The sequence below is a fragment of the Amycolatopsis vancoresmycina genome (assembly GCF_000716785.1).
Taxonomy (GTDB): domain Bacteria; phylum Actinomycetota; class Actinomycetes; order Mycobacteriales; family Pseudonocardiaceae; genus Amycolatopsis; species Amycolatopsis vancoresmycina.
Map to the genome: position 1 here is coordinate 297,977 of NZ_JNYY01000005.1, position 22,091 is coordinate 320,067.

The following is a 22,091-nucleotide window of genomic DNA, read 5'->3' on the forward strand; positions in this document are numbered from 1 at the left end:
CGCCTCACGCCGCTCCCTTGCCCGCTTTCACCGGCATGGCGAGCTGCACCTCGGTGCCTTCCCCCGGCGCGGTCCGGACCTTGCACGTGCCGCCGTGCCGGGTCATCCGGCCGCGGATCGAGTCGGCGAGCCCGTGGCGGTCGTCCGGGACGAGGTCGGGGTCGAAGCCCTTCCCGCGGTCGCGGACGAACACGGTGACCGACGTCGGCTCGACCTCGGCGTAGACGCTGACCTCGTCGACCCCGGCGTGCTTGGCGGCGTTGACGATGGCCTCGCGGGCGGCCTGGACGAGCGCGGCCAGCGATTCGTCCAGCTCGGCGTCGCCGACGACGACCTGCCCGACCGAGATGGCGAAGGTGTCCTCGACCTCGCCGCACGCCGTGGCGAGGGCTTCGGAGAGCTGGCCCGTCGATTCTTCGGGCTTCTCCGAGGGCTTGCCGTAGCCGCCTGCGCCGTAGAGCCAGCCGCGCAACTCACGCTCCTGGCTGCGGGCCAGCCGCGCGACCTCGCGGGGCTGCTCGCTCTGCTTCTGGATCAGCGCGAGGGTTTGCAGGACCGAGTCGTGCAGGTGGGCGGCGATCTCGGCGCGTTCGTCGGTGCGGATGCGGGCCTTGCGCTCGTCGGAAAGGTCCCGGACCAGCCGCAGCCAGAACGGCACGGTCAGCACGGCGACGCCGATCAGCGTCGCGAGGACCGCGATGAGCGCGAACTGGACCTGGTCGAGGGTGCCGCTGCGCAGCACGACGACGGTGATGCCGGTGATCACCAGCGCGACACCGGCGACGACCCGGATGGCGGCCGACCAGCCACCCCCGCCGAGGAAGGCGCCCGCGAAGCCGTCCTTCGCCCCGACGCGCCAGCGACGGCGCTGCGACTCGTCGGCCTCCCGCCAGACGACCGCGAGACCGATCATGGCGACGGCCAGCGGCACGGCGACCCAGCCGCTGATGAACCCGGTGAGCGTCCCGCTGGCGACCGCGAGCCCGACGCCCAGCGCGATCAGGCCGAACGCCTGTTGGCGTTCCTTCGGCTTCGGCGCTTCCGCGGCTTCTTCGGACTGCTGCTGGACGAACACCCAGAGGAGGCCGTAGGCGAGCAGCCCGGCGCCGTTGAGCGCGGCGAGCAGCGCGAACACCGTCCGCACCCAGAGGACCGGCACGCCGAGGTGATCGGCGAGCCCCCCGGCGACCCCGGCGATGGCCCGCCCGGACCGGCGCCGGAACATCTTGGGCCTGCTCGGGTCCGCGGGCGTGATCGCCTGCTCGGCGGTGACGTGGTCGAGGGACTCCTGCACGCCGTCCATGGTCACACGCACGCGGATGCGGTTCCATCCGGGAAACCCCTGATCCGGAGAGCCAGGGGAAACCTCAGGGACCATCCCGGATGTCCGGCCGGCCTCGGTGCCGCATGCTTCTCGGTATGAGTGGTGCGAGCGAGAAGCCGGGGGTCCTGAACGGCTTCGAGGAGACCGTGAAGGACTTCTGGGCCAGCCGGCCGCGGCGGCCGCACGCCGGGCGCAAGCTCGCGGGCGTGGCCGCCGCCATCGGGTACCGGTACGGGGTCGATCCCGTCGTCGTGCGGATCGCCCTCGTCGTGACGACGATCTTCGGCGGCTTCGGGGTGCCCTTCTACCTGCTGGGGTGGCTGTTCTTCCCCGGGGAGAGCGACGAGGTCTCCGGCTTCGAGGGGCTGATCGGGCGCGGCCGGTCGTCGGTGTCGCCCGCCTTCGCCGTCGTGCTGCTCGTGCTCACCGTCGTCAGCACCGGGGGGTCGATCACCGGCTCGTGGTTCGACGGCGGCGGCCTCATCAGCTGCGCGCTCATCGCCGCCGCGCTCTACCTGCTGCACCGCAGCCGCGGCCACCTGAACCGGCCCGCGCCCGTCGCCGTGCGGACGTCCCACCCGGCCTTCACCGGAAACGGAGCCTTCACCATGACCGACACCGCCGAGGCGCCGACGCCGGCCCGCGGCTGGGACCCGCTGGCCGCCGACCCGGCCGGCTGGGACCTGCCCGACGCGACGCCCGCCCCGGAGCCCCCGCCCGCAGCGCCGCCGCGGCCGCGGCACCACGGTTCGCAGCGTGGCCCGCGGTCGAAGGTCGGCTCGGCCACGTTCGCCCTCGCCGTGGTGACCGCCGGTGGCGCGGTGCTGGCCGGGCTCAACGGTGCCACCTGGTTCGACGCGCAGCACATCATCGGCCTGGTGCTCGGCGTGGTCGGCATCGGCCTGGTCGCCGGCGCGTTCGCCGGGGGCGGGCGCGGCCTGATCGGGCTCGCGGTGCCGCTGGCGATCGTCGGCATGGTCCTCACGACGGCGCCGTTCAAGAACTTCGAGGTCCGCGGCGGCGTCGGCGACATCCGGGAGACGCCGCAGACGTCGACCGAGCTGAAGCCGCTCTACCAGCACGCGGCCGGCGACATCCGGCTCGACCTGACCGAGCTGCCCGAAGGAGCGCCGTACTCGACGAACGTGTCCAACGGCGCCGGCGACACCACGGTCACCGTGCCGGCGAACGCGGACGTCACCTTCGACTGCCGCACCGGGGCGGGCGAGGCGTCGTGCTTCGGCCGCTCGACCGACGGCATCAGCCAGCCCGCGCTGACCGGTACGGACAACGGCCCCGACGGCGTCGGCGGCCAGAAGATCACCCTGCACGTGTCGAACAGTGTGGGCAACGTGGAGGTGCGGCGTGGCTGACCAGAACCCTTACGCCTACGACAACCCGGCCGACACCCAGCCCGCCCGGCGCGGCGGCGTGGACGCCTTCACCCTGATCGTCGGCGTCGCGACGCTGCTGGTGTCGGCGTACGTCCTCTCGGACGGCGCGAGCTGGCTGCCCTCGTTCGACTTCCGCTGGGTGATCGCCGGCGGTGCGGTGTTCGTCGGCGTGCTGCTGCTCGCCGCGTCGTTCGGCAAGCGGCGGCGCTGACCGCCCGAAATCCCTCGAGGCCCCGGATCCCACGCCGGGGCCTCGAGCCTTGTCTACGGGAGGCTCACTCCCACTCGATGGTGCCCGGCGGCTTGGACGTCACGTCCAGCACCACCCGGTTGACCTCCGCGACCTCGTTGGTGATCCGCGTGGAGATCCGCTCCAGGACGTCGTAGGGCAGGCGCGTCCAGTCCGCGGTCATCGCGTCCTCCGACGACACCGGCCGCAGCACCACCGGGTGCCCGTACGTCCGGCCGTCGCCCTGGACGCCGACGCTGCGGACGTCGGCGAGCAGCACCACCGGGCATTGCCAGATGCTGCGGTCCAGCCCGGCTGCCGTCAGCTCCTCGCGGGCGATCAGGTCCGCGGCCCGCAGCGTGTCCAGACGCTCCTGGTCGACCGCGCCGATGATGCGGATGCCCAGGCCGGGACCGGGGAACGGCTGGCGCTGCACGATCGTCTCGGGCAGGCCCAGCTCCAGGCCGACCCGGCGGACCTCGTCCTTGAACAGCAGCCGCAGCGGCTCGACCAGCTCGAACTCGAGGTCCTCCGGCAGGCCGCCGACGTTGTGGTGGCTCTTGATGTTCGCCGTGCCCTCGCCGCCGCCGGACTCGACGACGTCCGGGTACAGCGTCCCCTGGACCAGGAACTTGTAGTCGCCCTCGGCCTTGAGGTCGCGCTCGGCCTGCTCGAACACGCGGATGAACTCGCGGCCGATGATCTTGCGCTTCTGCTCCGGGTCGGTGACGCCGGCCAGCGCGTCGAGGAACCGCTCGCGCGCGTCGATGGTGACCAGGTTGACGCCGGTGGCGGCGACGAAGTCGCGCTCGACCTGCGTCCGCTCCCCCGCGCGCAGCAGGCCGTGGTCGACGAACACGCAGGTCAGCCGGTCCCCGATGGCCCGCTGGACCAGCGCGGCCGCCACGGCGGAGTCGACGCCGCCGGACAGGCCGCAGATCGCCCGGCCGTCGCCGATCTGGTCGCCGATCCGCTTGACCTGGTCTTCGACGATCGACGACGTCGTCCACTGCGGCTTGATGCCCGCGATGTCGTGCAGGAACCGGCGCAGCACCTCCTGGCCGTGCGGCGAGTGCGCGACCTCCGGGTGGTACTGGACGCCGGCGAAGCGCCGCTCGACGTCTTCGAAGCCGGCGACCGCGGCGCCGTCCGAAGAAGCGGTGACGACCGCGCCCTCGGGGGCCTTGGTGACGCTGTCGTTGTGGCTCATCCACGCGGGCTGGTGCGCGGGCAGGCCGGCGTGCAGGACACCGCCGTCGCCGGTGACGCGGACCTCGGTGCGCCCGAACTCGCGGACCCCGGTCGGCTCGACGACCCCGCCGAGCGCGCTGGCCAGCAGCTGGTGGCCGTAGCAGATGCCGAACATCGGCACGCCGGCTTCGGTGAGCTTCGGGTCCATGCCCGGCGCGCCTTCGGCGTACACGCTCGAAGGACCACCGGAAAGGATGATGGCCGCGGGGTTCTTCGCGAGGATCTCCTCGGTGGACGCGCTGTGCGGCACGACCTCCGAGTAGATCTGTGCCTCGCGGACGCGCCGGGCGATCAGCTGCGCGTACTGCGCCCCGAAGTCCACGACGAGAACCGGACCGGTGGGGTTGGGCACCTGGCGACCTCCTGGCGAGAAGCGGGATTCCCCACCATCGTCCCAGGTGGGCCGGGTCACCCGGGATTCAGGGCCGTCCCTGTCCGCGATCGGCCCTACGGTGCCCGGTATGGCTGTGAACTGGACCAAGGAACTGACCGACCAGCTCGCCTTCCACTGGGAGGTGCACACGCGCCCGAAGCTCGACGGCCTCACCGACGACGAGTACTTCTGGGAGCCGGTCCCCGGCTGCTGGACGGTCCGGCCGCGGAAGTCGGCCGACGAGCCCGGCTCGGGGCCGTTCACGATCGACTGGGCCTACCCCGAACCGACGCCACCGCCGGTCACGACGATCGCCTGGCGGCTCGGCCACGTCCTGGTCGGCGTGCTGGGCGCGCGGATCGGGTCCCACTTCGGCGGCGCGCCGGTCGGCTACGACAGCTACCCCTATCCGGGCACGGCGGCCGAAGCGCTGTCGGAGCTCGAGAAGTTCTACGGGCAGTGGATCGCCGGGGTGCAGTCGCTGGACGAGGAGGGTTTGGCGCGGCCGTGCGGACCGGCGGAGGGCCCGTACGCGGAGTACCCGATGGCGACACTCGTGCTGCACATCCACCGCGAGCTGATCCACCACTGCGCCGAAGTCCTCCTGCTGCGCGACCTCTACCGCAGCCGGTCGTGAGTGGTAAGGCGAGTTAGAACCCGCCTTACCACTCACGACCCGCGGGAGGAGGTGCGGCGGGCGGCGGCATGACCGAGAATCCGGGGGCGCCCCGCCGTTTGTCCCGTTCAGCCCAGGGAAGGCCCCAGTATGCGAGCGACAGTCATCTACGGTGCCGGCGACGTGCGGGTCGAGACCGTTCCCGACCCGAAACTGGCCGAGCCGACCGATGTCGTCCTGCGGGTCGTGCGGTCCTGCATCTGCGGCAGCGACCTCTGGCCGTACGCCGGCATGGAGCCGAGCGAGCACGGCCGCCGGATCGGGCACGAGTTCCTCGGGATCGTCGAGGAAGCCGGTGCCGAGGTCACCACCCTCGCGAAGGGTGATCTCGCCGTGGCGCCGTTCGTCTGGTCGGACAACACCTGCGAGTTCTGCCGCGAAGGGCTCCAGACCTCCTGCCTGCACGGCGGCGGCTGGGGCGCCCCGGGGGTCGACGGCGGCCAAGGCGAAGCGGTCCGCGTGCCGCAGGCCGACGGCACGCTGGTCAAGCTGCCGCACACGGAGGACGAAGACCTGCTCGCGTCGATGCTGACGCTGTCGGACGTCTTCTCCACCGGGCACCACGCCGCGGTGAAGGCGCAAGTGCGCGAAGGCCAGAACGTCACGGTCATCGGCGACGGCGCTGTCGGGCTGTCCGCCGTGCTGGCGGCGAAGCGCCTGGGCGCCGAGCGGATCGTCCTCATGGGACGCCACCGGGCGCGGACCGACCTCGGCCGCGAGTTCGGCGCGACCGACGTCGTCGCCGAACGCGGCGAGGAAGGCATCGAGAAGGTGCGCGAGCTGACGGGCGGCCGGGGCACGCACGCCGTGCTCGAGTGCGTCGGCACCCGGGGCGCGTTCGAGATGGGCATCGGCGTCGTCCGCGCGGGCGGCGCGGTGAGCCGGGTCGGCCTGCCGCAGTACGAAGAGGGGCCGATCGGGGTGGGCGTGTTCCGGCGCAACGTCACCGTCACCGGCGGGGTCGCCCCGGCGCGGCACTACATCCCCGAGCTGCTGCCGGACGTCCTGGACGGCAAGGTCCAGCCGGGCAAGGTCTTCGACCGCACCATCGACGTCGAAGGCGTGCCGGACGGCTACCGCGCGATGGCGGACCGCGAAGCGCTGAAGGTGCTCATCAAGCCGTGACCCGTCCGGGTGGGGGTCACCCGTTCGCGCCCCCGCCCGCATTACGTTGGTACGCATGGACATGATCACCCCCGAGCCGCGCCCCGCCTGGATCGCCGGCCGCCCCGAGGCGGGCGCCACCACCCTCGTCGTGCACCACCCGTACGACGGCAGCGAGGTCGCCACGGTCGCCGTGCCGGGGCCGGACCAGGTCGAACGCGCGGTCTCGGCCGCCGCGTCGGTCGCCAAGGAGTTCCGGCGCACCCCCGCGCACCTGCGGGCGGGCGCGCTCGACCACGTTTCGCGCGTGCTCGCCGCGCGGGCCGAGGAGATCGCCGAGGTGATCACCGCCGAAAACGGCAAACCGCTCAAGTGGGCCGAGGCGGAGGTCAAGCGCGCGGTGTCGGTGTTCCGGATCGCCGCCGAGGAGGCCCGCCGCTTCACCGGCGAGGTCCAGCGCCTCGACACCGACCCCGCGGGCGAGGCGCGGCTGGCGCTGACCCGCCGCGTCCCGCGCGGACCGGTGCTCGGCATCGCGCCGTTCAACTTCCCGCTCAACCTGGTGGCGCACAAGGTGGCGCCGTCGCTGGCGATCGGCGCGCCGATCATCGTCAAGCCGGCGCCGCGGACGCCGCTGTCGGCGCTGATCCTCGGCGAGATCCTGGCCGAGACGGACCTGCCGGAGGGCGCGTTTTCCGTGCTGCCGCTGGGAAACGAGGAGACGCAGGCCCTGGTCGCCGACCCGCGGCTGCCGGTCGTGTCGTTCACCGGCTCCGGCCCGGTCGGCTGGTCGCTCAAGGACGCCGCGCCGCGCAAGCACGTCGTGCTCGAACTCGGCGGCAACGCGGCGGCCGTCGTGCTGCGCGACTGGCCCGACCCCGAAGGCGCGGCGCACCGGATCGCCACCTTCGGCAACTACCAGGCCGGCCAGTCCTGCATCGCGGTGCAGCGGGTGATCGTGGACGCCGCCGTGGCCGAGGAGTTCGTGCCCGCGCTGGTGGAAGCCGTCGAGGCGCAGCGGACCGGCGACCCGTACGACCGCAACACCGACGTCGGCCCGGTGGTCGACGAGGCCGCCGCCGAGCGGATCGTCGCGTGGATCGACGAAGCCGTCGCGGCGGGCGCGAAGGTGCTCACCGGCGGCACGCGCGAGGGCGCGACCGTCGCCCCGACGCTGCTTTCCGACGTCCCGCCGGACACCAGGGCGTGGAACGAGGAGATCTTCGGCCCGGTGCTCGCGGTGTCCATTGTGGACGGTGTGGACGACGCCTTCCGCGCGGTCAACGAATCCGCGTACGGCCTGCAGGCCGGGGTGTTCACCACCGACGTCCAGCTGGCCTTCCACGCGGCGGCCGAACTCGAGGTCGGCGGCGTGATCATCGGCGACGTCCCGTCCTACCGCGCCGACCAGATGCCCTACGGCGGCGTCAAGGGCTCCGGCGTCGGCCGCGAAGGCGTGCTCGCCGCGATGCACGACCTGACCGAAGAGCGCGTCACGGTCTTCACCGGCATCGACCTCTAACTGACGACGCCCTGCCCGAACCGGAAGACGTTCTGCGGGTCGTACTTCCGCGAGACGTCCACGAGGCGTTTCGCGTTGTCGCCGTAGTAGGCGGCCTTCCAGTCGGGCAGGGCCGGGTCGATGTAGTTGACGTACCCGCCGCCCGCGCCCGCCGCGGCGAGCCCGGCGACGGCTTCGCCGACCGACTGCGCGACCTTCGTCCGGGTCTTCGCCGTCGCCGGCGCGTAGACCTGCACGCTGGCCAGCGCGTCGCGGTGCCAGAACGCGGTGGCGTCCTTGGCCGGGCCGGCGACCGCGCCGCCGAGGCCGTCGATGAGCAGGTCCATGCCCGACCGGCCGTCGGCGACCGCGACGACCTTCGCGGCGTCGACCGGCGTGGTGATGATCCGCGACGACGCGACGAACGACTGGCGGGCCGAACTGCCCGCGAAGAACTTCATGGCGGCCAGGTAGTCCAGGCTCTTCACCACCCGCTGCGTGGGGCGCACGCCGGCGTTGGTGGTCAGGTTGTTCAGCAGCGTGGTCAACCCCGCGGCGCCGCCGACGTAGCAGCCGGCGACGCGGCACTGGACCGGTGACCCGCCCGAGAGCACGAGGTTCGCCCACAGCTCCGGCGGCATCGCGGCGATCCACTGCTGCCACGCGGCGAACACGCCGGTGGCGGAGCCGGCCGGGAAGCGCAGGGTGAACACCGTGAGGTCCGGCGCCGGGTCGGTGTCGAAGGTGAACTCGGTGACGATGCCGAAGTTGCCGCCGCCCCCGCCGCGCAGGGCCCAGAACAGGTCCGGTTCGGAGTCCGCGGACGCGGTGAGCGCCCGGCCGTCGGCCGTGACGACCCGCGCGGAGCTCAGGTGGTCGCAGGTCAGGCCGTACTTGCGGGCGAGCACGCCGATGCCGCCGCCGAGGGTGAGCCCGGCGATCCCGACCGTCGGGCAGGACCCGGCGGGCAGCGCGCGCCCGGCCTGCGCCAATGCGGCGTAGACGTCCCCCAGCTTGGCGCCGGCGCCGATCACGGCCTTGCTGCCCTGGACGTCGACCTTGTTCAGGGCGGCCACGTCGACGACCAGCCCGCCCTCGGGCACCGAGTAGCCGGCGTAGCTGTGGCCGCCGCTGCGCGCGGCGATGGTCACCCGCCCGGCGGCGGCCTTCAGGCAGGCTTGGACGTCCTCGACGGTCGCCGCGGTCGCCACGGCGACCGGGTTGTTGCCGTCGAAGAGCTGGTTGAACCCGTGCTTGGCGGCCGGGTACCCCGCGGCGCCCGGCCGCACCAGGCTGCCGGTCAGCTGGCTGCGCAGGTCGTCCCAGTTCGGCGGACCGGTCGGCAGCCTGCTGGCGGGCGGCACGGACGACGTGACGGCCGGATCGGTCGAGGCAACCGGCACCGACGGCGTCTCCGGCCCGCACGCGGCGGCGACGGCGCCGGCCGCGGAGACCCCCGCGATCCGCAGGAACGCCCTCCGGGGGACGCCGGGCCGCCCCTGGTCGTGCTCACTGTCCACAGCGGACTCCTCGGTGCCGGGAACGCCCAGTGTAGAGCGGGCGCAAGGCGTTCACCGGGCGGAGCGGACCGGTCACGCCCAGGCCGGCAGCCGGGGCACGGCACCGTCGAGGGCGGCCCCGTCGGAGCGCCCGCTGAGCCACGCCAGCAGCGCCCCGGCCGACCCGCGCACGGTGGTCTTCGGCGCGGTGCCCATCGTCCATTCGAAGCCGTCGGCGACCAGCCGCAGGGCGGGCAGGTGCGCCCCGCGCGAGATGACGGCGTGCTGGACGACGTCCTCGGCGAGCGGCCCGAGCAGCCCGAGCACGCGGTCGAGGTCGTAGCCGCGGCCGAGATCGGCGAGGTGGATGGTCAGTTCGGACAACCGCATCCGCGCGACGACAACCCCGGTGACGGGCTGCCCCTGCCGGTTGCGGGCTTCGCGCGCCCAGGCGTCCTCGGGCATCCCGGCGGCGTACTGCTCGAACCGCCCGGCCGAAGCGACGAAGTCGGCGAGGAGGTCGGCGGCCGCGTGCCGGGCGCCGGTTTCGATGTCCCGTTCCCGCGCCTCGGCGCTCGGGTACATCGGGGTCTCGACGCCGGTGTTCGCCCAGGTCAGCAGGTTGCGCAGGCCATCGGCGTTGCGGGCGACGTGCGCGAGCACGTGGGCCCGCGACCAGTCGGGCAGGGCGCTGGGGGCGCGCAGCTCGGGTTCACCGAGGCTGCCGATGGCCCGCGCCCATTCGTCGTCGAGCTTCCTGACCCCGTCGAGCAGGGCGTGTGCCTTCTCGGATGCCGTCACGGCCCCGAGTCTAGGACCGCCGCAGGGCTGCCGGGGCGTCCGCCGGGACCGCCGGGTTCTTCGGCGCGATCGCCTCCAACCGCACGTACCCCGCGTCCTGCGGGGGCCGCTGGTCCTCCTCGCCCTTGTTCGGCCAAAACGAGAACGCGCGCTCGGCCTGGGCCGTGATCGTCAGGGACGGGTTCACGCCAAGGTTGGCCGTGATCGCCGCGCCGTCCACCACCGACAGGCCCGGGTAGCCGAACACGCGGTGGTACGGGTCGATCACGCCTTCCTCGGCCGTGGCACCGATCGGGACGCCGCCGATGAAGTGGGCCGTCAGGGGGATGTCGAAGATCTCGCCCCACGTGCCGCCCGCGATGCCGCCGATGCGGTCCGCCGTGCGCTCGTTCGCCTCGTGGCCCGCCGGGATGAAGCTCGGGTTGGGCTCGCCGTGGCCCTGCTTGGACGTGTACTTGCGGCGCCCGAACAACCCGCGGCGGGTGTACGTCGTGATCGAGTTGTCCAGGCTCTGCATCACCAGCAGGATCACCGTGCGCTCGGACCAGCGGTAGCCGTTGAGCAGCTTCGCCGCCTGGACCGGGTGCTTCACCATGAACGTGACGGCCTGCCGCCAGCGCGGCACCGGCGAGGCGCCGTCCGTCGCGATCGTCTGCAGCAGGCTCATCGCGTTGCTGCCCTTGCCGTACCGGACCGGCTCGATGTGGGTGTTCTCGTCCGGGTGGATCGACGACGTGATCGCGACCCCGCGGCTGAAGTTCCGGCTCTCGTCGACGTCGGTGCGGGCCGCGCCGATGATCGCCTCGGAGTTCGTCCGGGTCAGCTCGCCGAGCCGGCGGGACAGGCGCGGCAGCGTGCCGGTGTCCTTCAGCTTGTGCAGCAGGTTCTGGGTGCCCCACGTGCCCGCGGCGAAGACGACCTTCCCGGCCGTGATCGTCGTCCGGAACCGCTTCGAGGTGGTCCCGGTCTTCTTCAGCGAAACCTCGTAACCGCCGTCGATCGGCCGCACCGACGTCACCGTCGTCAGCGGGATGACCTTCGCGCCGTCCTGCTCCGCGAGGTACAGGTAGTTCTTGACCAGCGTGTTCTTCGCGCCGACCCGGCAGCCGGTCATGCACGAGCCGCACTCGGTGCAGCCGGTGCGCTCGGGGCCCGCCCCGCCGAAGTACGGGTCCGCCGCCCTCTCCCCCGGCTTGCCGAAGTAGACGCCGACGGGCGTCGGGTGGAACGAATCGGCGACGCCCATGTCCTTCGCGACGTCGCGCATCACGACGTCCGACGGCGTCATGGTCGGGTTCGTGACGACGCCCAGCATCCGGCTCGCCTGGTCGTAGTGCGGCGCGAGCTCGGCCTCCCAGTCGGTGATGTGCGCCCACTGCCGGTCGCGGTAGAACGGCTTCAGCGGCCGGTACAGCGTGTTCGCGTAGACCAGCGAACCGCCGCCGACCCCGGCGCCGGCCAGCACCATGACGTCGTTGAGCATGTGGATGCGCTGGATGCCGTAGCAGCCGACTTGCGGCGCCCACAGGTAGCGCTTGAGGTCCCACGACGTCTTCGCGAACTCGTCGTCGGCGAACCGGCGGCCCGCTTCGACGACGGCGACCCGGTAGCCCTTCTCGGTGAGCCGCAGCGCCGCGACGCTGCCGCCGAACCCCGACCCCACCACGACGACGTCGTAGTCGGGGTCACCCGCGCTGGTGGTGGTGTTACTGGCAGTCACACCTTGAGCGTAACCCGGGGTCCAGGTTCTGACCAGAGGTAAGTTACCGGCCAGTCACGCTTGTCCGATGACAACGGTGGGTACCTACCAAGGTGCCCGATGTCCACGTCGGCGATTCACCGCTGGGCGGGACACCACTTCCAGGAGGCACCACGATGAGCCCACGAACGCTCACCGGGTGGCGCAAGTCGAGCCACAGCCACTTCGAGGAGAACGCGTGCGTCGAGGTCGGCACCGCACCCGGTCTCGTCGGGGTGCGGGACACCAAGCAGGCGGCCCCCCGCTCGGTGCTCGTCTACTCCCCGCACGCCTTCGCGGCGTTCCTCGCGCAGCTCACCGGCGAACGGTGAGCCCCACCCGCTGGAACTCCTTGAGGTCCGAATAGCCCGTCTTCGCCATCGCCCGGCGAAGCGCCCCGAAGAGGTTCACCACGCCTTCCGCGTCGGACGACGGCCCGAACAGCAGGGTCTTGAGGTCCACGGCGTAGTCCGGCCCGGCCGCCACGCGCGAGCGCGGCAGCGACGGGTGCGCGGCCGCCGCCGTCCAGTACAGGCCCTGCCCGGGCGCGTCCGACGCGGCGGCCAGCGGGGAGCCGAGCATGACGGCGTCCGCGCCGCAGGCGATGGCCTTGGCGATGTCACCCGACACCGTCATGCCGCCGTCGGCGAGCACGTGGACGTACCGGCCGCCGGTCTCGTCGAGGTAGTCGCGGCGGGCGGCCGCGGCGTCGATGATCGCGGTGGCCATCGGGACGCCGATGCCGAGCACGCGGTCGGTGCTGGTCACGCCCGGGGTGTAGCCGTGGCCGACGATGACGCCGGCGGCGCCGGTGCGCATCAGGTGCATCGCCGTGCGGTAGTCGCTGACGCCGCCGGCGATCACCGGCACGTCCAGGCGGCCGATGAACTCCTTGAGGTTCAGCGGCTCGGCGTCGCGCTGCACGTGCTCGGCGGAGATGATCGTGCCCTGCACGACGAGGATCTCGACGCCGGCCGCGATCAGGTCGGGCGTCAGCTCGGCGGCGTGCTGCGGGCTGACGCGCGCGGCCACCGTGACACCCGATTCGCGGACCGTCTTGATCGCCTCGGTGAGCAGGTCGAGCCGGATCGGCGCGGCGTGCAGCTCCTGCAGCACGCGGCCGACCGCGGTCGGGTCCTCGAGGTCCTCGGCCGCGCGGACCAGCTGGAAGATGGCGTCTTCGACGTTCGCGTGCCGCGCCCAGAGCCCTTCGGCGTTGAGGACGCCCAGCCCGCCGAGCTCGCCGACGGCGACCGCGGTGCCGGGCGAGACGATCGCGTCGGTCGGGTGCGTGACGAGCGGCAGGTCGAACCGGTACGCGTCGATCTGCCAAGCGGTGGACACCACCGAGGACGACCGAGTCCGCCGCGACGGCACGATCTCGACGTCGTCGAGGTCATACGCCCGCCGCGCGGTGCGGCCCATCCCGATCTCGACCAGGTCCCGCACGTGAAGCCTCCTCCGCCGACGACAATCTGCCGTGCCCCATTGTCGCTAGGCCGCGTGGGTGACCCGCGCACGGGGGTCTACACCCGCACAAACACGGCGACGGGCGCCAGCATTGCCCCCAGCGTGAGGGCCAGCCAGGTCGCCACCGGCGGGTAGACGTTCAGCCGGACCGCGCCGAAGTACACCGCGCCCAAGGCCAGCAGGCTGGCGATGATCAGCAGCACCGGCCGCACCACGCCGGAGCGCAGGTCGACCACGCCGCCGCCGGCGTGCAGGTAGGCGATGCCGCCGTCCGCCGTCGACACGTCGAGCGTCACCGGCTGGCCGGGCGGCAGGTCGAGGCCGGAGTCCACCGCGGTGACGCGGTACTGCCTGCCGCCGGCGTCGACCGCGATGGAGTGGCTCACCGCGTCCTCGTTCCCGCCGACCGGGAGCGCGCCGCGCTCGTGGGCCGTCACGTGCCCCTCGACGCGGTACGTCGGTGCGTCGCGGCCGGCCAGGACCTGGCACATCAGGCAGACCACGCCGCCGAGGAACAGCGACACGAGCGCGACGGCCGTGAAGAACACCTTGCGCAGCACGCGGGTGGCGCGGTCGACCGTCATGTGTCCTAGTGCACACCACGACAGCCACGCAAGGCGATAGGCCGATCACCGTAAGCACGCTAGGTCACCGTAACTCAGAATGACACGCGCTCCACGGAGTCCGAACGCAGGACCGACTCCTGCTGGAACTGCTTCTTGTAGTCGGCGCGGAGTTCCTCGATCTGCCGTTCGGCGTCGCGGTTGCCGAACGGGTACAGCAGCACGATCACGTGGGTGTGCTCCCGGACGATCGCGCCGGACCCGCCGCGCCACTGGCCGCTGCCGTCGAGGCGGGTGAAGCCGTCCGGGAACGCCGGCGTGATCTCCCGGTCGGAGAACGCAGCGAACTCCCGGTCGGTCACCTCGGTGCCGTCCGGCTTGCCGGTGCCGAAGAACAGCTCGGTGCGCTTCCAGACGTCCCCGGGCGACTGCGCCTGTGCCTGTGCCTGTGCCGTACCGGCCGGGGCGTCGGCGGCGGCCGCGGTGAGGCCGCCGCCGAGACCGAGTACTGCCGCCGCGGCCACCGCAGCGACCGTTCGCCGAGAAATCGACATTCGTCCCTCCCTGGTCACGGGCCGATTCTGGCGGCCCGTGACCGAGGGCGGAACGAACGAAGGGGCGGACTAGCGGGTGGTGTAGTTCGGGGCCTCGACGGTCATCGTGATGTCGTGCGGGTGGCTCTCCTTGAGCCCGGCCGCGGTGATCCGGACCAGCTGCGCCTCCTGCAGCTGGGCGATCGTCTCGGCACCGGCGTAGCCCATGCCGGCGCGCAGGCCGCCGACCAGCTGGTGCACGACGTTGGCCAGCGGCCCGCGGAACGGGATGCGGCCCTCGATGCCCTCCGGGACCAGCTTGTCCTCGTTGAGCACGTCGTCCTGGGCGTAGCGGTCCTTCGAGTACGACTTGCCCTGGCCGCGGGACTGCATCGCGCCCAGCGAGCCCATGCCGCGGTAGACCTTGAACTGCTTGCCGTTGACCAGGATCAGGTCGCCCGGCGACTCGGCGGTGCCGGCGAGCAGGCTGCCCAGCATCACCGTGGACGCGCCGGCCGCGATGGCCTTCGCGATGTCGCCGGAGTACTGGATGCCGCCGTCGCCGATCACCGGGATGCCCGCCGGGCGCGCCGCCTGGTCGGCCTCGTAGATCGCCGAGATCTGCGGCACGCCGACACCCGCCACGATCCGCGTGGTGCAGATGGAGCCGGGGCCGACGCCGACCTTGATGCCGTCCGCGCCCGCGTCGACCAGCGCCTGGGCGCCGGCCCGGGTCGCGACGTTGCCGCCGACGATGTCGACCGAGTCGCCCAGCTCCTTCTTCAGCAGCGCGACCGTCTCGACGACCGCGCGGGAGTGCCCGTGGGCGGTGTCGACCATCAGCACGTCGACGCCCGCGTCGGCCAGCGCCATCGCGCGCTGGTGGCCGTCCGGCCCGACGCCGACCGCGGCGCCGACGATGAGGCGGCCGTCCGGGTCCTTCGTCGCCTTCGGGTACTGCTCGGTCTTGACGAAGTCCTTGACCGTGATCAGGCCGCGGAGCTTGCCCGCGCCGTCGACGATCGGCAGCTTCTCGATCTTGTGCCGGCGCAGCAGGCCGAGCGCGGCGTCCGCCGAGACGCCGACCTGCGCGGTGACCAGCGGCGGCTTCGTCATCACCTCGGACACCGGGCGGCTGTGGTCCACCTCGAACCGCATGTCGCGATTGGTGATGATGCCGACCAGCGTCCCGGCGGCGTCGGTGACCGGCACGCCGGAGATGCGGAACTTGGCGCACAGGGCGTCGACCTCGGCCAGCGTCGCGTCCGGCGCGCACGTGACCGGGTCGGTGACCATGCCGGCCTCGGACCGCTTGACGACCTCGACCGCGGCGGCCTGCTCGTCGATCGGCAGGTTGCGCTGGAGGACGCCGATGCCGCCCTGGCGGGCCATGGCGATGGCCATCCGGGCTTCGGTGACGGTGTCCATGGCCGCGGACACCAGCGGGACGCCGAGGGTGATGTTCCGGGTCAGCCGGGAGCTCGTGTCGACGGCGCTGGGGACGACGTCCGATTCGGCCGGCAGCAGCAGCACGTCGTCGAAGGTCAGGCCGAGCATGGCGAACTTGGCCGGAACGGGGGCGGTGGTGCCGTCGCTGGTCATAGCGGGTGAAGGGCCTTCCTGGCGCGGGATGAGCGTGTCGCTGTGGCGACTCGGAGCCTTCCCCTCATGATATCCACCGCGCGCCGCCCGCCCCGGGCGGTGGGCGAGCCGGCGGGGCCGCCCGGTACCGTGCAGGCCGTGGCGCACGATGTCCTGCCCCCAGACCCGTTCGCGGACGACCCGGACGACCCGGCCCGCGCCTTCGGCGACCCGGAGGACCGGCTGGACGAGCCGATCAGCGACTCCGAACGCACCGAACTGCTGGCCGACCTTTCGGATCTGGCCGTCTACCAGGCCCTGCTCGAGCCCCGCGGGGTCCGCGGGATCGTCGTCGACTGCGGCGAATGCGACGAACCGCACTACCACGACTGGCACCTGCTGCGCGCCAGCCTGGAGCAGCTCCTGGCCGACGGCCGGATGCGCCCGCACGAGCCGGCCTACGACCCGAACCCCGGCGACTACGTCAGCTGGGACTACTGCCGAGGCTTCGCCGACGGCGTGACGGCGAACGAAAGCGCCTACTGAGCGCCCACGAGACCACGAAAAAGCCCTGGTGAGTTTGCTCACCAGGGCTTTTTCACGTGATCAGGCGGGCATCTCGCGTGATTGAGCGGGCATCTCGCGTGATCAGGCGGGCATCACACGACATGCCCCTCCAGACACGGGTGATGCCCCTCCGGTCACGTGAGATGCCTGTTGGCGCACCGTCAGTTCCCGGAGCCGTACTCGCGGCGGCCGTGCTACGTCGTCTCGCCGACACCCTGCGGTGCGCCGCCCGCGGACTCACTGCGGGGCGTGCCCGGCTCGTTCCCGGTTGCGCCGGTCGTGGTCGGCGGCGGCGGGGTGGTGGTCGGTGGCGGGGTCGTGGTCGGCGGCGGGGGCGTCGGGGTCGGGGTCGCACTGCCCGGCAGGCTCGTCGTGCCGCTGCCGCTGCCCGGGAGGGACGACGCCGACCCGGCCGGCGCGGCCTGGCTCGTCGGCGCGCCCGGCGAAGCCGGCGGGACCGAGGTCTGGATCGGGCCCTGCACCGGCGCCTCGGGGTTCTGGAGCTGGGCGGCGAGCTGCCGGTGCTGCTCCATCAGCTGGTCGCGGTTCTCCTCGTCGGTGACCTGCGACAGCGCGGCCTGGGCGTCCTGGAGGGCCTGGCGGGCGGCGTCGAGGTTGCCGCCGGCGATGGCGAGGTTGGCCTTCTCGAGGTCGAGCTTGGCCGTCGCGGCCGCCTCGACCGAGCGGGTGTGGTCGGAGTACAGGACCTTGGCGAGGCCCCACAGCGTGTCGCCGGGTTGCGCGGAGCGCGCGGCCAGCCCGGTGCCGGTGAACGCGATCGCCAGCACGGCGGCGGCGACGGCGACCGGGACGAGCAGCCTGCGGCGGCGTCCGCCCGCGGCGTGCCGCTTCGCCAGCGCGGCGGTGCTGACGGTGCGCACGGCGGTGTCGACGTCGACGAGCTCGGCCAGGGGCTCGCTGTCGATGTCTCTTCGCCAAGCCACCAGCAACGCATTGAGCTCCTGGTCGCCGAGACCGTCGGCCAGCGCCGGGTCGGACCCGCCGAGCGCATCGAGCAGCGCGTCGTCGGCCTGCACGGCCGACAGGTCGGCGGCGAACTCCGCCTCCGACGCCGTCAGGCCACTGCCGAAGACGTCGTCCGGCTCGAATCTCTTCTCGTGACCGGTCACTCAGATCACCTCCTCCGCGGCCAGGACCTTTCTCAGCCGCGCGAGGGCGCGGTGCTGGGCGACGCGGACGGCGCCGGGGGTGGAGCCCACCGCATCCGCGGTCTCCTCCGCCGACAGGCCGACGACCACGCGCAGCACCACGATCTCCCGCTGCTTGTCCGGCAGCACCTGCAACAACTGGGACATCCGCTCGTTCAGCTCACCTTGCAGCGCCCGCTGCTCGGGACCGACCCCGCCCTCGACCTCGTCGGGGATCTCGGCCACCGGTTCGGCTCGGTTGCGTGCCGCCGCGCGGTGCGCGTCGGCCACCTTGTGCTGGGCGATCCCGTAGACGAAAGCCAGAAACGGGCGGCCTTGGTCGCGGTACGAGGGCAATGCCGTTAGCACCGCGAGACACACCTCCTGCGCAACGTCGTCCGCCGAAGCGAAGGATCGCTCCTGCCTGCCAACCCGGGCGCGGCAATACCGCACTACCAGTGGACGGATAGCAGCCAGCAGCCGCTCCACTGCCTGGGGATCTCCCTCGACAGCAGCGGCGACCGGCTCATCCAGTCCATCCCCCACATTGGCCATCGCAGACAACAGTCCCAGTGTTACGTGTAGGTGGGCAAAGAACCCGGCCCGTGGTCGCCTCCACCGCGCGCCGGAGACCGCTACCGTACCTGCGGCCCGGTCCGGTGCGGCGCGCGCGGTACTCCCCGGCGCGCCGCGGCGTGCGTAGCCGCGTGAATACGGATTGTCGTGCAGACCCGTGGCCGGCATCGTCGGTTTCAACGACGGGACGGCGGTGCGGGTACGAGAACCGTCGGAGGGACGGGTGCCGGCGGTGATCAGCCGCCGGGCGGCCCTGACGGGCGCCGGAATGTGATGGGGACCACACAGGTACGGGCCAGGGCGGGTGCGCCCTGGCCCGTCGTCACCTGTGAACCGGCCGTGTCAGGAACGGGGAGAGCAGCAGGTCAGCTGACCAGGCCGCGGCGGAAGCCGTGGGCGACGGCCTGCGCGCGGTCGCGCACGCCGAGCTTGCGGAACAGCCGCCGGGCGTGGGTCTTGACCGTGTCCTCGGACAGGTAGAGCTCGCGGCCGATCTGGCCGTTGCTCTTGCCCTGGCTCATCCCGCGGAGCACCTGAAGCTCGCGCTCGGTCAGCTGGACGCCCGGGTCGGACGGCTGACGGGGCGCGGGCACCGAGGTGCTCGCCAGGGTGTGGGCCAGCGCGGCGACCAGCTCCGGCCGGGACGCGTCCCAGCGGAGGTAGCCGCGGGCACCGCCGGCGATCGCGGCGGCGATGCTGCCCGCGTCGTCCGGGGCGCCGAAGACGATGACGTTCGCCTGGGGGTTGGCCGAGACGAGCCGCCGGGTGGCTTCGACACCCGTCGGAACCGCGCGTTGCGTTCCGACCAGCACGACGTCGACGGGCTGACGGGAGTACCGGGCCAGCAGCTCGTCACCGTGCGCTACGCAGTCGATGCGACTGACCCCAGGGACCGCGGACATCACTCGGGTGAGCCCTTCACGGACACTGCGTCGGTCGTCGCAGATCAAGACCGTCGTCACGGGGTTTCCTTCCTGCAGCCGGGTGACATTCCTCTTCCCCTATCGGACGCTTTAGCCCGAACCTTGACACGATCCGGTGGCTTTTTTTGAAACTTCTTAGCCCGGATGCCGGAACACCCCATTCCGACGGCTCAACCACCCGGGACGGGGACCCATGGTGATTCCCCCGCAACCCTCCTCCCGCAAGGATCTGCGCTTCGTAACACTGCGTGCAACACCTGCGCCACTCTGAATCGATACTCCTCGGCGTGTCCTGGGCGCAGGTCGGCCGCGACGAGCGCCGCCGGCCACGAAAGTGAAAGCAGTTCGCATTCCTCCGCGGCGGCCATTGCATTTCCGACAAGGTCGTCCGAAATCTCCCGGTGATCGGGAGCCCCGGCCGCCAGCAGGGCCACGGCCAGCACAATCCGGGATTTCACGACGTGCCGCCGAGCACCCCGCGCGAGCGCGGTTTCCAAAGCGCGCTCGGCGTGCGGCACGGCGGCGGCGCCGTGACCTGCGGCGAGAGCGATTTCGGCGCCGACCCAGCCACCCCGGACCCGCGCCCGCCACCGGCTGTCGGCGGCGGCGGCCTGCTCGGCGAGCCGCCTGGCGGCGGCGAGGCGGCCGAGGGCGAGGTTGTCGGCGGCCAGGCCGAGCAGGGCGTCGGCTCGGGCGCCGGCGGCGTCGAGGCCGTCGGGATCGGTTTCGGGGCCGAGCGGGTCTGACGCGGCACGCGGAGCGGCCTCGGTGAAGGCCTCGCCGATGGGGGCGCGACTGGTTCCGAGACCGGCAGGGGCAGACGCGGTGCCCAGCGGAGCGACCTTGACGAACGCCTCGCCGGTGGCGGCGCGACCGGCTCCGGGACCGGTGGGGTCGGGCCCGGCGCCCAGCAGAGCGACCTTGGCGAAGGCCTCGCCGTCGAGCGCGCGGGCCAAGGCGTGCCCGCCCAGCTGCCGCCGGTGGGACGCGAGGGTGCTGGCGGCGAGCGAGGCCGTCACCGGGTCGCGCTCGAGCCGAAGGGCGTCGAGGAGGGTGGCCGCGGCGGCGTAGCGGCCCTGAGCGCCGAGGACGATGGCGGCGAGCAGCCGTTCCCGCGGGCGGGCGGCCCCGCGCACGACGGCCGGCGCGGGCAGCGGGTCGCTCCCGAACGCGGCGGCCCTCAGGGCGGGTTCGTGCACCCGTCCTTTCTAGCGGGTGGGTCCGACAAAAACTGATCGAACTACCGTCACCCCGCCCGCGCCGGAGGTCGCGAATGACTCATTGCGGACCTCGGACGTCCCGAATGAGTCATTCGCGACGTTCGGGGAGCTGGTGGCGGGTGCCGACCAGGACGTGCTCGATGCGGTCCGCCGCGGACGGGAGGTCCGTCAGCAGCTCCACCTTGTCCGGGAGCCCCGCCGGGTCCCAGCCCGGGCCGCAGGCGAACAGGCGGCTGCGCTGGCGGCCGCGGGAGACCCTCGCGAACAGCCGGGTGTCGGCGACCCCTCGGCCGTGCGCCCACAGCACCACCGCCGCCGGTGCGCTGCGGCGGACCGCCACCGCCAGCACCTCGGCCGGCAGCGGCACGCCGAACAGCTGCGCGCCGATCCGCCGTCCGGCCAGGGACGCCGCCAGCGCGTACATCGGCATCGAGTCGCGCTCGTCCGGCACGCAGCCGAGCAGCACCGGGCGGGTGTTGCGCGGCTCGTCGAGCACCGGCGTCGCCCGCACGAGCGCGGCGAACACGCACTCCGCAAGCAGGTACTCGACCTCCGCCCCCGCGCTCGCGCCGCGCCACCGGGCCCCGAGGGCCGACAGCACCGGCTCGACCACGCCGGTCCACGCCGGGAGCACGCCGAGCTCGGCGATGGTGTCCGCGAGCATCCGCTGGACCGCGCCGACGTCCATGGCCAGCGCCGCCGTGCTCAGGCGGCGGGCCAGGCGGGACCGGACCTCGTGGCCGTCGTCCCCGACCGCGGACTCGGACGGCGAGGCGGGCTCCTCCGGCTGCGGTGGCCCGGAACGCGGGATCTGCTCCAGGGCGTAGCGCGCCGCCTCGGCCGTCGACGCGCCGCTGAGGAGCGCGCGCTGCATCAGTTCGAGGCGGCCGATGTCGGAGGTGCCGTAGCGGCGGTGGCGGCCGTCGGTGTGCCTGCTGGGGCCCAGTCCGTAGCGGCGGTCCCAGGTTCGGAGGGTGGACGGCGCGACCCCGAGCCGGCGGGCGACCGAGGCCACCGGCAGGGTGGGTTCTTCGGTGCCCGACCCAGCTCCCACGAGCCTCAATATCCAGGCACCCAGCGCAGTCGGCAACCGGAGGCGAAAGCCCTGCTCACACATCCGGGGGATGCCTAACGGCTGAATCGAACCGAATCGCTTGAACAACTATTGGCGCGCTTCTAACGTTACCGCCGTTGCACCGAATGGAGTATCGACACCACAGCAGAGCAGCTAGCGGCATCGACCGAATGACGGAGGCGGTCAGGATGGCAGACACGCGCAGGCTCCCAGGACCCAACGCCGACATGTGGGACTGGCAGCTCGAAGGGTCGTGCCGGGGGATGGACAGCGCGTCCTTCTTTCACCCGGACGGCGAGCGCGGCCCGGCGCGGGCACGACGGGAAGCCAGAGCGAAGGCCGTCTGCCTGAGCTGCCCGGTCTTGGAGATGTGCCGCAGCCACGCGCTGGCGGTGCACGAGCCGTACGGCATCTGGGGCGGGCTCTCGGAGTCCGAGCGGGAGCACATCATCAAGTCGGACAAACGCGCGCTCAGCATGTCCGGCGGCTGAGCGCGCCACAGGCTGGACACAACCACAGACATCGGAGGGCGGCACCGGGTGGGG

22 protein-coding genes are annotated in these 22,091 nt (G+C 72.5%); 8 read left to right on the plus strand and 14 right to left on the minus strand.

What is annotated here, in order from left to right; genetic code table 11:
• Window positions 1–4 precede the first annotated feature (4 nt).
• Entirely contained in the window at window positions 5–1,309 is a 1,305-nt protein-coding gene (locus OO60_RS13395; protein WP_003073501.1) for an ATP-binding protein, read from the minus strand.
• A gap of 110 nt (window positions 1,310–1,419) precedes the next feature.
• Between OO60_RS13395 and OO60_RS13400 the strand changes: the two genes are divergently transcribed.
• Entirely contained in the window at window positions 1,420–2,697 is a 1,278-nt protein-coding gene (locus OO60_RS13400) for a PspC domain-containing protein (RefSeq protein ID WP_003073504.1), read from the plus strand.
• Window positions 2,690–2,929, plus strand: a complete 240-nt coding sequence (locus OO60_RS13405) for a hypothetical protein (RefSeq protein ID WP_003073507.1) — start codon at window positions 2,690–2,692, stop codon at window positions 2,927–2,929. Before OO60_RS13400 ends, OO60_RS13405 begins: the two co-directional genes overlap by 8 nt.
• A gap of 64 nt (window positions 2,930–2,993) precedes the next feature.
• Here the strand turns inward: OO60_RS13405 and guaA are convergent, their stop codons facing one another.
• On the minus strand, window positions 2,994–4,550 hold the full coding sequence (gene guaA / locus OO60_RS13410; RefSeq protein WP_003073509.1) for a glutamine-hydrolyzing GMP synthase: 1,557 nt from the start codon (window positions 4,548–4,550) through the stop codon (window positions 2,994–2,996).
• 109 nt (window positions 4,551–4,659) lie between these two features.
• Between guaA and OO60_RS13415 the strand changes: the two genes are divergently transcribed.
• From OO60_RS13415 to OO60_RS13425, 3 genes are all read left to right on the plus strand, one after another.
• Window positions 4,660–5,208: a DinB family protein gene (locus OO60_RS13415; protein WP_003073513.1), complete on the plus strand. Its 549-nt coding sequence runs from the start codon at window positions 4,660–4,662 to the stop codon at window positions 5,206–5,208.
• 129 nt (window positions 5,209–5,337) lie between these two features.
• On the plus strand, window positions 5,338–6,372 hold the full coding sequence (locus OO60_RS13420; RefSeq protein WP_003073516.1) for a zinc-dependent alcohol dehydrogenase family protein: 1,035 nt from the start codon (window positions 5,338–5,340) through the stop codon (window positions 6,370–6,372).
• Between the two features lie 55 nt (window positions 6,373–6,427).
• Window positions 6,428–7,873 carry an aldehyde dehydrogenase family protein gene (locus tag OO60_RS13425; RefSeq protein ID WP_003073519.1) on the plus strand — a complete coding sequence of 482 codons (1,446 nt, stop codon included), beginning with the start codon at window positions 6,428–6,430 and terminating at the stop codon, window positions 7,871–7,873.
• On the opposite strand, the gene OO60_RS13430 is transcribed toward OO60_RS13425, so the two are convergent.
• The 3 genes from OO60_RS13430 to OO60_RS13440 form a co-directional block, all read right to left on the minus strand.
• On the minus strand, window positions 7,870–9,372 hold the full coding sequence (locus tag OO60_RS13430; protein WP_003073521.1) for an FAD-binding oxidoreductase: 1,503 nt from the start codon (window positions 9,370–9,372) through the stop codon (window positions 7,870–7,872). The genes OO60_RS13425 and OO60_RS13430 overlap by 4 nt on opposite strands.
• A 72-nt stretch (window positions 9,373–9,444) precedes the next feature.
• Window positions 9,445–10,152 (minus strand): maleylpyruvate isomerase family mycothiol-dependent enzyme, encoded by a 708-nt coding sequence (locus OO60_RS13435; protein ID WP_003073524.1) that lies wholly within the window; start codon window positions 10,150–10,152, stop codon window positions 9,445–9,447.
• A 10-nt stretch (window positions 10,153–10,162) separates the two neighbouring features.
• The gene (locus OO60_RS13440; RefSeq protein ID WP_033261433.1) at window positions 10,163–11,872 is read right to left on the minus strand and encodes a GMC family oxidoreductase; all 1,710 of its coding nucleotides are present in this window, start codon (window positions 11,870–11,872) and stop codon (window positions 10,163–10,165) included.
• A 155-nt stretch (window positions 11,873–12,027) separates the two neighbouring features.
• Between OO60_RS13440 and OO60_RS13445 the strand changes: the two genes are divergently transcribed.
• A complete protein-coding gene (locus OO60_RS13445) occupies window positions 12,028–12,222 on the plus strand; it encodes a DUF397 domain-containing protein (protein WP_003073529.1) in 195 nt (64 codons plus the stop codon).
• Here the strand turns inward: OO60_RS13445 and OO60_RS13450 are convergent.
• The 4 genes from OO60_RS13450 to guaB form a co-directional block, all read right to left on the minus strand.
• Window positions 12,206–13,339, minus strand: coding sequence for a GuaB3 family IMP dehydrogenase-related protein (locus tag OO60_RS13450; protein WP_003073532.1), 1,134 nt, complete (start codon window positions 13,337–13,339; stop codon window positions 12,206–12,208). The two genes, OO60_RS13445 and OO60_RS13450, sit on opposite strands and share 17 nt — an antisense overlap.
• A 77-nt stretch (window positions 13,340–13,416) precedes the next feature.
• Window positions 13,417–13,944, minus strand: coding sequence for a hypothetical protein (locus tag OO60_RS13455; RefSeq protein ID WP_003073535.1), 528 nt, complete (start codon window positions 13,942–13,944; stop codon window positions 13,417–13,419).
• 74 nt (window positions 13,945–14,018) lie between these two features.
• A complete protein-coding gene (locus tag OO60_RS13460) occupies window positions 14,019–14,477 on the minus strand; it encodes a DUF3574 domain-containing protein (protein ID WP_033261434.1) in 459 nt (152 codons plus the stop codon).
• A gap of 69 nt (window positions 14,478–14,546) precedes the next feature.
• Window positions 14,547–16,058 carry an IMP dehydrogenase gene (guaB, locus tag OO60_RS13465; protein WP_033261435.1) on the minus strand — a complete coding sequence of 504 codons (1,512 nt, stop codon included), beginning with the start codon at window positions 16,056–16,058 and terminating at the stop codon, window positions 14,547–14,549.
• Between the two features lie 129 nt (window positions 16,059–16,187).
• Here guaB and OO60_RS13470 point away from each other — a divergent pair, with 129 nt between their 5' ends.
• Window positions 16,188–16,583: a DUF5319 domain-containing protein gene (locus OO60_RS13470; RefSeq protein WP_003073549.1), complete on the plus strand. Its 396-nt coding sequence runs from the start codon at window positions 16,188–16,190 to the stop codon at window positions 16,581–16,583.
• A gap of 215 nt (window positions 16,584–16,798) precedes the next feature.
• On the opposite strand, the gene OO60_RS13475 is transcribed toward OO60_RS13470, so the two are convergent.
• The 5 genes from OO60_RS13475 to OO60_RS13495 all read right to left on the minus strand — a co-directional run bounded on the left by OO60_RS13475 (window position 16,799) and on the right by OO60_RS13495 (window position 21,525).
• The gene (locus OO60_RS13475; protein ID WP_033261436.1) at window positions 16,799–17,734 is read right to left on the minus strand and encodes an anti-sigma-D factor RsdA; all 936 of its coding nucleotides are present in this window, start codon (window positions 17,732–17,734) and stop codon (window positions 16,799–16,801) included.
• Complete coding sequence (locus tag OO60_RS13480) at window positions 17,735–18,307, minus strand: sigma-70 family RNA polymerase sigma factor (RefSeq protein WP_026468912.1); 573 nt, start codon at window positions 18,305–18,307, stop codon at window positions 17,735–17,737. It abuts the gene before it with no gap.
• A gap of 386 nt (window positions 18,308–18,693) precedes the next feature.
• Window positions 18,694–19,290 (minus strand): response regulator transcription factor, encoded by a 597-nt coding sequence (locus OO60_RS13485; protein ID WP_003073605.1) that lies wholly within the window; start codon window positions 19,288–19,290, stop codon window positions 18,694–18,696.
• A 131-nt stretch (window positions 19,291–19,421) separates the two neighbouring features.
• The gene (locus tag OO60_RS13490) at window positions 19,422–20,450 is read right to left on the minus strand and encodes a hypothetical protein (protein WP_033261437.1); all 1,029 of its coding nucleotides are present in this window, start codon (window positions 20,448–20,450) and stop codon (window positions 19,422–19,424) included.
• 109 nt (window positions 20,451–20,559) lie between these two features.
• On the minus strand, window positions 20,560–21,525 hold the full coding sequence (locus OO60_RS13495) for a MerR family transcriptional regulator (RefSeq protein ID WP_033261438.1): 966 nt from the start codon (window positions 21,523–21,525) through the stop codon (window positions 20,560–20,562).
• Window positions 21,526–21,734: 209 nt separating this feature from the next.
• On the opposite strand from OO60_RS13495, the gene OO60_RS13500 reads away from it, so the two are divergent.
• Window positions 21,735–22,037, plus strand: coding sequence for a WhiB family transcriptional regulator (locus OO60_RS13500; RefSeq protein ID WP_033261506.1), 303 nt, complete (start codon window positions 21,735–21,737; stop codon window positions 22,035–22,037).
• The last annotated feature ends 54 nt before the right edge of the window (window positions 22,038–22,091 follow it).